Genomic DNA, 13,071 nt, shown 5'->3' on the forward strand with positions numbered 1-13,071 from the left:
TATGGAAGAAAAACTGAAAATCTTCTTTTGTGAAGACGACGAAAACCTGGGTATGCTATTAAGAGAATACTTACAGGCAAAAGGTTATGTAACAGATCTTTTCTCTGACGGAGAAGCTGGTTACAAAGGTTTCACCAAAGGCAAATATGATCTTTGCGTATTAGACGTGATGATGCCGAAAAAAGACGGTTTCACTCTTGCACAGGAGATCCGTTCTATAAATCCTGATATTCCAATTATTTTCCTTACAGCAAAGACGATGAAGGAAGATATTCTGGAAGGATTCAAGATCGGCGCAGACGACTATCTGACAAAACCGTTCAGCATGGAAGAACTCTTGCTTCGTATCGAAGCAATCCTTCGTCGTGTGAAAGGCAAAAAGATGAAAGACATTCCTTTCTACAAGCTGGGGAATTTCTTATTCGATACGCAGAAACAAACACTGGCTATCGGTGACAAAGTGACTAAGCTGACTACTAAAGAATGCGAACTGCTGAGCCTGTTATGCGCTCATGCTAATGAAATTCTGGAACGTAATTATGCACTGAAAACTATTTGGGTAGACGATAACTACTTCAATGCCCGTAGTATGGATGTGTATATCACTAAACTTCGTAAACTGTTGAAAGATGATCCCGGAATCGAAATCATCAACATCCACGGTAAGGGTTACAAACTGATCACTCCTTCAGGAGAAGAACAGGCCCGCGAAGAAGGTATCCAGGTACTTTAATAAACATATCCCGGAGAATAGCCGCCAAAAGCGGGTTCTTCGGAAGATAAAATAAGAAAGGCATTGCTGCTCGAAAGAGTTGGCAATGCCTTTCTTATTTTAGTTGAATACTTGCTCGAAAGCAACAGCCCGAGTTAATACTCAACTGTTTTATTTTTCTTTTTCCACCAAAGGAATGCCACCAGAGTTATAGCGGTGATGATACAGCCGATAGTTTGTGAAACAGTAACATCCATTCCCAGACCTTCAGGGGCGACAAAGATATAAGTCGAACAAACAGCTGTCATAAACAGGGCCGGAATCAGGGTGACAATATACAGTTTTTTGGAACGTGCCAGGAAAACTGTCAGTGCCCAAAGGGTAAATACAGCCAACGTCTGGTTTGTCCAGGCAAAATAACGCCAGATCATATCGAAACCGTCCTTATCTTTCAGGCTATAGAGCAATATGCCGATCGCCACAATAAACAAAGGTATACAAATCACCAGACGGCTTACCATGCTTTTCTGTTCCTTATGCAGGAAGTCGGCTACAATCAAACGGGCCGAACGGAATGCCGTATCACCGGAAGTGATCGGAGCGGCAATAACTCCCAGGACAGCCAGGATACCTCCGACCGTACCCAGCCATTCTTTAGTGATGCTATCTACAATTACAGCAGCATTACTTTCTCCCATCCCGTTATTATGATAGAAATAAGTTGCGGCAGCCGCCCAGATCAGAGCAACAATACCTTCTGTGATCATCGCACCAAAGAAGACGGGACGTCCCATCTTTTCGCTCTTGATGCAACGGGCCATCAACGGACTTTGTGTCGCATGGAACCCGGAAATAGCTCCGCAGGCAATACTTACAAACATGATCGGGAAAATAGGTAGATTCTCCGGATGCTTATTGGCTAACCCGTCCGTCAACTCAGGCAGGGGAGGATGATTCACAAACAACATCACCAGAATGCCGACTGCCATAAACAGCAGGGCTGCGGCAAACAGCGGATAAATCTTTCCGATGATTTTATCAACCGGTAATAAAGTAGCCAGGATATAATAGATAAATACCACGAATATCCAGAATGTAGCATCAAGATACTCCGGTGTCAGCTTCGCCAGTAAACCGGCCGGACCAGCTACAAAAACGGCACCGACCAATATCATCAGTACCACAGTGAAGCCGCGCATGAATTGCTTGAAGTTATTTCCGAGATAACGTCCGATAATCTCCGGAAGGCTTTCCCCGTTATGACGTAATGAAAGCATTCCCGCCAGGTAGTCATGGACAGCTCCGGCAAAGATCGTCCCCAGGACTATCCAAAGGAAAGAAGCCGTACCGAACTTTGCGCCCATAATAGCACCGAAGATCGGACCAAGGCCGGCAATGTTCAGAAACTGAATCATAAAAACTTTCCAGGAAGACATCGGAATGTAATCGACTCCGTCCTGATGGGTGTAAGCTGGGGTTGTACGGGAAGGGTCCACCCCGAAGATACGTTCTATAAAAGAACCGTAGATAAAATAGCCGGCAATAAGAGTTGCCAGGCAGCAGATAAAGGTTATCATTATAAAGAGTTATTAGAATGTTGGTCTATTCAGAAAAGGATATTTATCGATACACAAACGGGATATCCTGATGGTTTAGTTAGTATAAGATATGAACTACCTTGTCCCCGTGCTTGACACGGGGTCGCAGAAGAACCGGCAGTATATAGGATACGGTTTGGCCTTTGCGATCCCGTGTCAAGCACGGGAAGGGGATAGCTCAATTCTTTCTAAATATCAGCTATTCAGCAAACGTTTTACCGTTTCAGAGATAGCACGTCCTTCCGCTTTACCGGCAAGGGCTTTAGAAGCTACGCCCATAACCTTGCCCATGTCTTTCGGGCCGGCAGCACCTACCTGGGCAATGATGGCCTTTACCTCAACTTCCAGTTCTTCGGCTGTCATTTGCTTCGGAAGGTAAGTTTCAAGCACTTTTACCTGCGCCAGTTCGGCTTCAGCCAGATCGACACGACCTTGCTGAGTATAAATTTCAGCTGAGTCTTTGCCCTGTTTTACCAGCTTCTGAATAATCTTCAACGCATCGGCATCCGTCAGGGTATCGTTGGCACCCGGAGCTGTCTTAGCTTCCAGGAAGAACTTCTTTACATTTCTCAATGTTTCGAGGGCAACTTTGTCTTTTGCCTTCATTGCGTTTTTAATGTCTTCGCTGACTTTTTCAAACAAATCCATATCTAATTTCTTTTTTAAGAATTATCGGAAACTTATCACCTGCTTACCGCCCGTATCGGGTTTCTTCCCTTCGCTACGCGGCGCCGAAGGAGTCGTTGTCGCAGAAGATGAAACCGGGATCTCGTCACCCATCACTTTGGAACGGGCACGGGCAATCACCTTCGGGTCACGGTTATAAGTAGGATTATCTTCGATCAGAGCGATCAGGGCATCGTCGTCCAGTTCATCCTGATTCAACACAACCGCTTTTGCACGGGCTGCCACACGGCGCATACGCTGACCGGAAGCTCCGTAATATTTGTCGATCAGGTCTTTTTCGGCACGTTCCTTGTTCAGGCGTTCTTCTTCCAGGCGCAGTTCCTCTTCGGTCATGCGGCCTTGCTCGATCTGACGCTTTTCGGCGATCTGAGGAATGTCTTCCATACCGAAACCGGTGGCTAGGATAGTCATTTTGACTTTCGTCCCTAATGTATTGTCGATTGCCGTACCCCAAATCACTTCGATGTCACGTCCGAAGCGTGACATGAAATCGTGTACGTCATTCATTTCTTCCATACGCAGCTCAGCCTCTTCGCCAAACGATACGTTGAACAATATCTTTTTAGCATTAAACACGTCGTTGTTGTTCAGCAGCGGAGAGTTCAGAGCATCTTCTATTGCCTGGCGCACACGACCTTCCCCTTCACCGAAACCGTTACTCATAAGAGCTACGCCACCATCTTTCATAGTGGTATTGACATCGGCAAAGTCGAGGTTGATAATACCCGGAAGAGTGATGATCTCGGCAATGCTCTTAGCGGCAATGGTCAAGGTATCATCGGCTTTTCCGAAAGCATTCGTCATGGTCAAGTCGGAATATATTTCACGAAGACGTTCGTTGTTGATAACCAGGAGGGCATCCACGTTCTTGCTGATCTCTTCCACCCCGTTCAACGCTTGGATGATTTTGCGTTCACCTTCAAAGACGAAGGGGATTGTAACGATACCGACCGTCAGTATTCCCATATCCTTGGCAAAACGAGCGATTACCGGAGCGGCTCCCGTTCCCGTACCACCACCCATACCGGCAGTGATAAAGACCATCTTGGTACCGTCGCTCAGCATCTTGCGGATATCTTCCATACTTTCCTCGGCAGCCATCATGGCCCGTTCGGGTTTGTTTCCGGCTCCCAGTCCCTGGGTGATGTTACGCCCCAGAGGCACTTTGACCGGCACGTCCGAGCGGTTCAGTGCCTGGTTGTCGGTGTTACACAGAACGAATGTAACATCATGTATACCTTCTTTGTACATGTGGGTAACAGCGTTACCACCACCGCCTCCAACACCAATTACTTTGATGATCTTAGGAGTATCTGTCGGATAATTGAAACTTAATATTGTGTCGTCCATTGTCTTCCGGTTTTATTACATTCGCTGTTGTTACTTTATATCGTCTTCGTCATCAAACAAACCCTTACCAAACGTGTCTATACTTTTAGTAAGGCGTCCGAACAAGCCGGGACCTTTCTTCTTCTCCGGTTTCTTCTTAGGTGGCTCAGGAGTCTTTTTAGGTTCTTCCTCAACCGGCTCTTCTTTCTTCTCCGGTATAGGATCTATCTTAGGCGGTATATAAAGGGCACAGTTTATTGCTCCTCTTGCCAGCAAACCGACAGCAACAGCATATTCGGGATTGTTGGCAATCATTTCCCCGCTTTCCACGATACCCTTACGCACGGCAGAGTAGCGCACGTCCATCTTCAGACGTTCGCGGATCACCTCCGGCAGGTTCTTCAGAGCGGCACCACCACCGGTGATGATGATACCCGCACCAAGCGAGTTTATCAGGCCGGTTGCTTCAAGGCGGGCATATACATTTTCGAGAATCTCCTTCATACGCGCCTCGATCACATTATTGAGGTCGGCGAGTTTGATCTCACGCAATCCCATACCATCGGCAGAACTTACCTGAATGCTCAAGTCATTATCTTTCTCCATCTGGGCACTGCCGTAGGTCAGCTTTACACGTTCTGCTTCGGCTTCTACCAGATGGAGACTGGTGATATCGCGGGTAATCAAATGGCCTCCGAAAGGAATGACGGAGAGGTTCACCAGCTGTCCGGCTTTATAGACCGTCAGCGTAGTCACTCCGGCACCGAAACCGATCAGGGCACAGCCCAGGTCCTTTTCATTGTCGGTCAACACCACATCGGCCAGGGCCAGCGGCGAAACGACAATGTCAGCAATTTCTATTCTGGCACGGTCGGCAATACTGTTGATTACATAACGTTTCAACGAAGGCCGTCCGACAATCAGCTTATAGCGAGCTTCAATCCGGGTACAGGGAATGCCAACCGGATTAGGTTCAGGTTTATCGTCTAAAAAATAGGTAGGAGAAACGGCAGCCAGCACATCCAGCATATCCGGATGATAATTGCGGCATTCCTCATACAGGCCGCTGATGACCTCTTCCGTCACCACCCCGTCGGTACCCAATATCCGGGGAACGGTATGGTCGATAGAGCGCAGCGACTGCCCGCCGATGCCAACATAAACCTTTCCGATGCGGGCACCGCCAAGTTTATTTTCCAGCTTCAGGATGAGTCGTTTGATCTTATTTGCTGTTTCTTCCACATTATATACACATCCTCTTCGTATACAGGTAGCGGAGTTCTCAACTTCGTAGGCAATAATCGAGAGAGCTCCCGTCGGGCTCTTCGTTCCTACCATACCGACCATGTGAGAAGAGCCAAGGTCGATGGCTGCTATAAAGTCTGTGTATGCCATATCATCTATCTTTTAGTACAAACAATCTGATCTTTGTATTTTAAATTTATTATACTGTATTTCTCCCAACCGACTTTCGGTATGACCTTGTCATAGAAGAGCCGGAGGTTATCCAGCTTTTCCTGGAAATCGTCGAAAGTACCCAGTACAATACGGTGGTTTCCCACCCGGGGAATCAGTTCCACTTCGTTGTCAGGATGAACATAAATCTGTTCTATCTGATTATTCCAGAACTCATTCTCCTGCAAAAATAATGCAAATTTGTATAAGTCGGTTACCGCCAGCTCTTTTTCGACATATCCACTTACCAAAGGGACATCGGCGACGTAACGGAAACTGACCGGCATCGTTGTGCCGAGGTTATCCACGTAGAAGTTTCCCCGGGAGCTAATCACACGCAAGATAGGTATTTTTTGCTCAACTTCCAGCTTTATGATTCCCGAAGGTGTCTTATAGGCTTCGATACGGGCAATCATTTCGTTCTTTTTGAGTTCGGTTTCTATCCTGTCGGTGTTGATAGCATCCATAGGCTTCTTGATCGGGTTCAGATCAGCCTTTTTAAGGATCGTCACCAGATCGCTTTCGCTTACAAAATGTTTATCGAGACTGTCTTTCACCACGACCTGAAGGTCCTGGCATACCTTATCCTGCCTCATTTCACGGAAGAAGAAGGATACAAACACGATGTAACAAAACAACAGTGTAGCGACTACTATGGAAACTATACGAATCACAATTTCTTATCCAATATTTGTTTAACAGGTTCGATCAGCCGGTCTATATCGCCGGCTCCAACCATCAATACAACTTCAAACGTATCTGCCTCCTTCTCCACCAGGTCGAGCAGTTCGCTTTTACGAATCAGCTTCTTGGCTGGGATGGTGACAGCATCGAATATGATTTCCGAAGTCACCCCCGGAATAGGCTCTTCACGTGCAGGATAAATATCCAGCAGGATAAGTTCGTCCAACAACGACAGGCTGGCGGCAAAGTCGGGAGCAAAGTCGCGTGTCCGGGTATACAGATGCGGTTGGAAGATGCCCGTTACCTTGCGTCCGGCATAAAGTTCCTTCACAGATTGGATGCTGGCAGCCAGTTCGGCGGGGTGGTGGGCATAATCGTCGATCAGGACGATAGCATCTTTCTTCAGATGGAAGTCGAAACGGCGTTTCGGACCAGCAAAGGATGCCATGCCTTTTCTTATTTCTTCCGGAGTCACGCCGTTCAGCCAGGCAAGGGCAATAGCGGCAACCCCATTCTCTATATTTACTTTTACAGGAACACCCAGCTGAATGTCGGCAATACGGATATCCGGGCCAACGAAGTCGAAGTGGATCTCACCGTTTCCGATACGGATGTTTTCAGCATAAAAATCAGCTTCTTCTGCTCCGGTATAAGTATAGAGTTTCACACCCTCTTTCAGCCGGGGCGTTACGTCGATGCCTTTCTTCATGAGCAGGCAACCGTCGGGACGAATCAGCGAGGTGAAATGTTCGAAACTTTCACGATAGGCTTCTGCCGTGCCGTAGATATCCAGATGGTCCGGGTCGGCGGCAGTGATGACAGCCATATAAGGTGTCAGCCAGTGAAAAGAGCGGTCGAACTCGTCTGCCTCAATCACGGTCAGGTCACTTTTATCGGACAACATCAGGTTACTGTCATAGTTCTTCAGGATACCTCCCAGGAAAGCATTGCAATCGACATGTGATTGTTTCAGCAGGTGGGCAAGCATGGAAGAGGTCGTTGTCTTACCATGTGTTCCGGCAATGCAAAGGCCACGCGAACAGTTGGTGATTTCGCCTAAGACACGGGCACGTTTCATGATCTCAAAACCATTCTGACAAAACCAGGCCAACTCCGTATGCGTCTCGGGAACGGCGGGCGTATAGACAACCAAAGTCTTAGCCGAGTCTTTAAAAGCATCCGGTATCAGGGAGATATTATCTTCGTAATGAATAACGGCACCTTCACGGTTCAACTGTGCGGTCAGGTCGGACGGAGTCTTATCATATCCGGCTACTTGTTTTCCCTTTGAAAGGAAGTAACGGATCAAGGTACTCATCCCGATTCCTCCGGCTCCGACAAAATAAACAGCCGTTATCGTATTTATATTCATATCGTTTTCTTTATTTCTTCTCTATAATCTTTACTATCTCATCGACAATACGGTCTGCACTCTGATGCTGGGCCAACTGTTCGATATTACTACTCAACTGAGCCAGACGTTTGTCATCGTGGATAACCTCCAGGGCTTTCGTTACCAGTTGCTGTTCAGCATCTTTATCTGAAACCATGATCGCTGCATCTTTGTTTACCAAAGCCATGGCATTCTTTGTCTGATGATCTTCCGCCACGTTAGGGGAAGGAACCAGGATGACAGGTTTCTTCAATAGGCAAAGTTCAGAAATAGAACTTGCTCCGGCACGGGAGATGATCAGGTCGGCAGCCGAATAGGCATAATCCATACGGGTGATAAAGTCGGAGCACCAGATGGGCATGCCGCGATAGGCTTTCAGATGCTTGGTGGCTTCGCTGTAATAATAACGCCCAGTCTGCCAGATCACCTGCACATCGGAAGCGAACAGTTTATCCAGGTCGCCCTGTATGCTGCGGTTGATCGTGCGGGCTCCCAAGCTACCGCCGACTACCAGTATCGTTTTCTTTTCCGGAGAAAGACCGAAGAAAGCCAGCGCTTCCTCTTTCCTGTCGGTCGCTTCTTCCAGATCCTTGCGGACAGGGTTTCCGGTAATCACAATCTTGTCGGCCGGAAAGAACTTCTCCATACCGTCGTAGGCGACACATATCTTCGATGTTTTCTTTGCCAGCAATTTATTGGTTACTCCGGCATAAGAGTTCTGCTCCTGTATCAGGGTCGGGATGCCCAGCGAAGCCGCCATCCACAACGTCGGGCCACTGGCATAGCCGCCCACTCCCACTGCAATGTCCGGACGAAACTCGCGGATCGTCTTCTTCGCCAGTCCGAGGCTTTTACGCAGACGGTTGAGCACTTTTATATTGTTGAGCAGGTGGGCACGGTCGAAACCACTCACCGGTAAACCTACTATTTCATAGCCGGCAGCCGGAACCTTTTCCATTTCCATCCGGTCTTCCGCACCTACAAATAAGATTTCCGCATCAGGAAAACGTTTCCTGAAGGTATTGGCAATGGAGATAGCCGGGAAGATATGTCCTCCGGTTCCGCCACCACTTATTATTATACGGTACTGTTCCTTCATTCTCTTGATTTTGTCTCTGTTACTACTTCTTCTGTTTCAGGCTGTGTGTCGGGCACCCAGTTGGAGATTTCTTCCTCCGTGATGGCTGGGACTGCACCGGCGCCTTCGGTTTCATCTTCTTCCGGAAGTTCATCTTCCTCATTACCCATATTGGCTCCGAAACGGCTTACACTCAGGATAATCCCGAAATAAATACAGGATATCACCGTCGAAGTACCACCACGGCTGACCAACGGCATCGGCTGACCGGTTACCGGTATCAGGTTGACGGCCACCGCCATATTGGCAAGCGCCTGCACGACGATCAACAGGCCGCACCCGAGCACCAGGTATTTGGGAAAGGCTTTCTCGCACTTTCGCGCAATCATCCCGACTCGCACCAATAACATGATATAAAGCATCAGCACGAATACGCCGCCTACCACACCCAATTCTTCAATAATGATCGCATAAATAAAGTCGGAATAGGCCTGCGGAAGAAAATCTCTCTGCTGACCATGACCGGGCAACTGTCCGAACACTCCTCCGCGTGCAATCGCGATCTTCGCATGGGAGACCTGGTAATTATCGTCTGTGATCTTATATACTCCGTTCTCGTCGGTATCCGATTCATGCCCGTCGAAGAAACGCTCCAAACGTCCCTGCCAGGTACTGAAACGGTCCGGCAAATATTGGGTCACCCCTGCCGGCGTAAACCGCAGCAAAACGATAAACAAGATAAGTGCCAATATCAGGACACCCGCCAGCTTCCCCAACTTCATCAATGGCAACTGGCCGATGAACATCATCAGGAAACAGACCCCGAACAGCATAAACGCCGTCGAAAAGTTTTCCGGAAGAATCAACACACAGGTCACTCCCACCCCGATCAGTATGTATTTGAATATCTGGTCGTCGGTAAAACGACTCCGCTTACTGAGCAGGAAGGCGATAAACACAATGGAGGCCAACTTAGCAAACTCCGAAGGCTGGAACTGTATACCGAATATCTCCAGCCAGCGGTGCGCGTCGTTGGCATTGATCCCAACAAAAGGCGTGACAAGCAACATCAGCACCGAGACGGGCAGCAACAATATAAACGCCGGAAAGAACCGGCACGGGACATTGTGCAACAGCAAAACCAGCACAAACCCGCCCAGCAGAAAAGTGGCATGACGAACGATCGGCGCCCAATGATTCGCATTCTTGTAGGCGATCGTACTCGTGGCACTGAACACCTCAACAACCGAAATCAGGCACAAGAACATGAAGATGATCCATATCACCCGGTCGCCCTTAAATAATTTACTTGCCAGATCCATTCTATACTTGTCTTTTATTCAAATTAAAACTACGGCAATCTCCGGATTCCCGATATTTATATTTCCGATGACCGGAAGAGTACTGTTCCGACCATCGGAATAGCGTTGTTCCACCTATCGGAAGAGCACTGTTCCGACCATCGGAAAAGCGTTATTCCGACAACCGGAAATTAAAGACTGCGTACGCAGGCCTTGAACTGGTCGCCACGGTCTTCGTAACTCTTGAAGAGGTCGAAGCTGGCGCAGCACGGGGATAACAAGACCGTATCTCCCTTTTCTGCCATTTTATACGCTTTGCTTACCGCTTCTTCCATCGAGCGGGCATCTTCTATCTGCGCTACTTTCCCATCGAAAAAGGCATGCAGCTTGGCATTGTCGACACCCAGGAAGATCAAGGCACGTACTTTCTGTTTCACAAGTTCTTCAATCTCGGAGTAGTCGTTCCCCTTGTCTGTCCCGCCCAGTATCAGTACCAGCTTGGTAGTCATACTTTGCAAGGCATACCAGCAAGAGTTTACGTTTGTTGCTTTCGAATCGTTGATATAATCTACTCCGCGTACACGGGCAACCTTTTCCAGGCGGTGTTCCACCCCGGTAAAGTCACTCAGTGAAGCCCGTATATTCTCATCGTGGATATCGACCACCTTAGAGGCGATACCCGAAGCCAACGAATTGTACAGGTTATGTGTACCCGTTAATGCTAATAAGTCCTGATCCATTGTAAATGTTCCGTTTGAGGTTTCAATTACTATTTGCTTATTATCCGTATATCCCTTCACGCCGTCTTCATGTGTTTCGGCGAATGGGTAAAGAGTAGCCGCAGGATGGCGCTTAGCGATCTCGCGGGCAATGATCGGGTCGTCGTTCCAGAAGATGAATGCATCTTCAGACGTCTGGTTCTGAATAATGCGGAACTTGGCGTCCACATAATTCTGCATCTCGTAATTATAACGGTCCAGATGATCGGGCGTTATATTCAGCAAGATAGCTATATCCGCTTTGAAGTCGTACATGTTATCCAACTGGAAGCTGCTCAGTTCGATGACATAGACCGCATGCGGTTCTTCTGCGACCTGTAAGGCCAGGCTGTTACCGACGTTTCCTGCCAGCCCGACGTCCAGTCCGGCTTCTTTCAGGATATGGTAGGTCAGCATGGTGGTCGTTGTTTTCCCATTGCTACCGGTGATACAGACCATTTTCGAGTCGGTGTATCGTCCGGCAAATTCGATCTCAGAGATGATATGCGTCTCCTGCGCTTTCAGCTTTTGGATGATCGGAGCCTTGTCGGGTATTCCCGGGCTCTTGATGATCTCGTCGGCATTCAGAATGTCGGCTTCGGTATGCCGTCCCTCTTCCCAACGGATTCCGTGGGTGTCCAGCATCTCCTTATACTTGGGTTTGATAGACGAAAAGTCGGAAACGAACACGTCAAATCCCTTCGCTTTCGCCAATACGGCAGCACCTGCACCGCTTTCTCCTCCCCCTAATACAACAATTCTTTCCACGTTTATATATATTTATTATCTCATCTTCAATGTGACGATCGTAATAACCGCCAGAATAATACCGATCAACCAGAAGCGCACCACGATCTTCGATTCGGGCACTACATTGAACGGTTTTTGTATCAACGCCTGTATACCAGCATTCCCAGCTTTCTGGAAATGATGATGTAATGGCGTCATTTTAAATATGCGACGACCTTCGCCATACTTCTTCTTTGTATATTTAAAGTAAGCAACCTGTGCCATCACCGAAATACTTTCAGCAAGAAAAATACCACAAAGAATCGGGATAAGCAACTCTTTACGGATAATTATGGCAAACACAGCTATAATACCTCCCAGCGTCAAACTACCCGTGTCACCCATAAATACCTGTGCCGGATATGAATTATACCACAGGAAACCGACTGTCGCCCCGATAAAGGCAGCAGCAAAGACCACCAGTTCTTCCGCCCCCGGAATAAACATGATATTCAAGAAGGAAGCAAACTCGAAGTGAGACGACATATAAGCCAATATCCCCAAAGCAACCCCAATAATCGCAGAACTTCCGGCAGCCAGTCCGTCCAACCCGTCGGTTAGGTTCGCCCCGTTTGAAACGGCCGTCACCACAAAAATAGTCATCAGCACAAATACCAGCCACGCTGCTTCTTCCTTATAATCGCCCGCCCAGCTGACCAGTTGGGCATAATCAAAGTTGTTATTCTTCAGGAACGGGATCGTTGTCTTGGTCGACTTGGTTTCCACCGTATGATAATGTACTTCTTCAATTACATTATCATGGCGCACTTCCATATTCTCCTTTATCACAACATCCGGACTCATAAACAACACCAGTCCGACAATCAGTCCCAGACCGATCTGTCCGACAATCTTGAACTTGCCGTGCATCCCTTCCTTATTCTTGCGGAAGACCTTGATATAATCGTCAGCAAAACCGAGAGCACCCAGCCAGACGGTCGTCACCATCATCAGGATTACATAAATATTGTTCAGCTTGGCGCAAAGCAATGTCGGGATCAAAATGGCAATGATAATAATGATACCTCCCATTGTCGGCGTACCTTTCTTACTCATCTGTCCTTCCAGTCCGAGATTACGCACGGTTTCACCGATCTGCAATAATTGCAAACGGTCGATGATACGGCGGCCGATCGCTGTCGAGATGAACAAAGAGAGGATCAACGCCAGTCCGGAACGGAATGATACGTACTTAAACATCCCCGCCCCAGGGAGATCCAGCTGATCCAGATAATTAAAAAGATAATACAACATAAAAACTTCGTTTTCGATTGACAGTTGACAGTT

Annotated in this window: 11 protein-coding genes; 1 reads left to right on the forward strand and 10 read right to left on the reverse strand. The window is 47.8% G+C overall.

Annotation, left to right across the window (positions count from 1 at the left end):
• The first annotated feature begins 1 nt into the window (after position 1).
• Entirely contained in the window at positions 2-733 is a 732-nt protein-coding gene (rprY, locus tag C825_RS26545; RefSeq protein WP_005861388.1) for a response regulator transcription factor RprY, read from the forward strand.
• A gap of 134 nt (positions 734-867) precedes the next feature.
• On the opposite strand, the gene C825_RS26550 is transcribed toward rprY, so the two are convergent.
• The 10 genes from C825_RS26550 to mraY form a co-directional block, all read right to left on the reverse strand.
• Positions 868-2,289, reverse strand: a complete 1,422-nt coding sequence (locus tag C825_RS26550; RefSeq protein WP_010800791.1) for a carbon starvation CstA family protein — start codon at positions 2,287-2,289, stop codon at positions 868-870.
• 216 nt (positions 2,290-2,505) lie between these two features.
• The gene (locus C825_RS26555; protein ID WP_010800792.1) at positions 2,506-2,958 is read right to left on the reverse strand and encodes a GatB/YqeY domain-containing protein; all 453 of its coding nucleotides are present in this window, start codon (positions 2,956-2,958) and stop codon (positions 2,506-2,508) included.
• Between the two features lie 21 nt (positions 2,959-2,979).
• Positions 2,980-4,347: a cell division protein FtsZ gene (gene ftsZ, locus C825_RS26560; protein WP_010800793.1), complete on the reverse strand. Its 1,368-nt coding sequence runs from the start codon at positions 4,345-4,347 to the stop codon at positions 2,980-2,982.
• A gap of 30 nt (positions 4,348-4,377) precedes the next feature.
• Positions 4,378-5,721 (reverse strand): cell division protein FtsA, encoded by a 1,344-nt coding sequence (gene ftsA, locus C825_RS26565; protein WP_010800794.1) that lies wholly within the window; start codon positions 5,719-5,721, stop codon positions 4,378-4,380.
• Between the two features lie 5 nt (positions 5,722-5,726).
• A complete protein-coding gene (locus tag C825_RS26570; protein ID WP_009859910.1) occupies positions 5,727-6,455 on the reverse strand; it encodes a cell division protein FtsQ/DivIB in 729 nt (242 codons plus the stop codon).
• Positions 6,452-7,837 carry a UDP-N-acetylmuramate--L-alanine ligase gene (gene murC, locus C825_RS26575; RefSeq protein ID WP_010800795.1) on the reverse strand — a complete coding sequence of 462 codons (1,386 nt, stop codon included), beginning with the start codon at positions 7,835-7,837 and terminating at the stop codon, positions 6,452-6,454. The genes C825_RS26570 and murC overlap by 4 nt, the downstream gene beginning before the upstream one ends.
• A gap of 10 nt (positions 7,838-7,847) precedes the next feature.
• Positions 7,848-8,957: an undecaprenyldiphospho-muramoylpentapeptide beta-N-acetylglucosaminyltransferase gene (gene murG, locus C825_RS26580; protein WP_010800796.1), complete on the reverse strand. Its 1,110-nt coding sequence runs from the start codon at positions 8,955-8,957 to the stop codon at positions 7,848-7,850.
• Positions 8,954-10,258 carry an FtsW/RodA/SpoVE family cell cycle protein gene (locus C825_RS26585; protein WP_009859913.1) on the reverse strand — a complete coding sequence of 435 codons (1,305 nt, stop codon included), beginning with the start codon at positions 10,256-10,258 and terminating at the stop codon, positions 8,954-8,956. The genes murG and C825_RS26585 overlap by 4 nt, the downstream gene beginning before the upstream one ends.
• Positions 10,259-10,428: 170 nt before the next feature.
• Entirely contained in the window at positions 10,429-11,763 is a 1,335-nt protein-coding gene (murD, locus tag C825_RS26590; RefSeq protein WP_010800797.1) for a UDP-N-acetylmuramoyl-L-alanine--D-glutamate ligase, read from the reverse strand.
• 15 nt (positions 11,764-11,778) lie between these two features.
• Entirely contained in the window at positions 11,779-13,038 is a 1,260-nt protein-coding gene (gene mraY, locus C825_RS26595) for a phospho-N-acetylmuramoyl-pentapeptide-transferase (protein WP_044215089.1), read from the reverse strand.
• Positions 13,039-13,071 lie beyond the last annotated feature (33 nt).

Source organism: Parabacteroides sp. ASF519, from assembly GCF_000364265.2.
In the GTDB taxonomy this organism is placed as follows: Bacteria; Bacteroidota; Bacteroidia; order Bacteroidales; family Tannerellaceae; genus Parabacteroides; species Parabacteroides goldsteinii.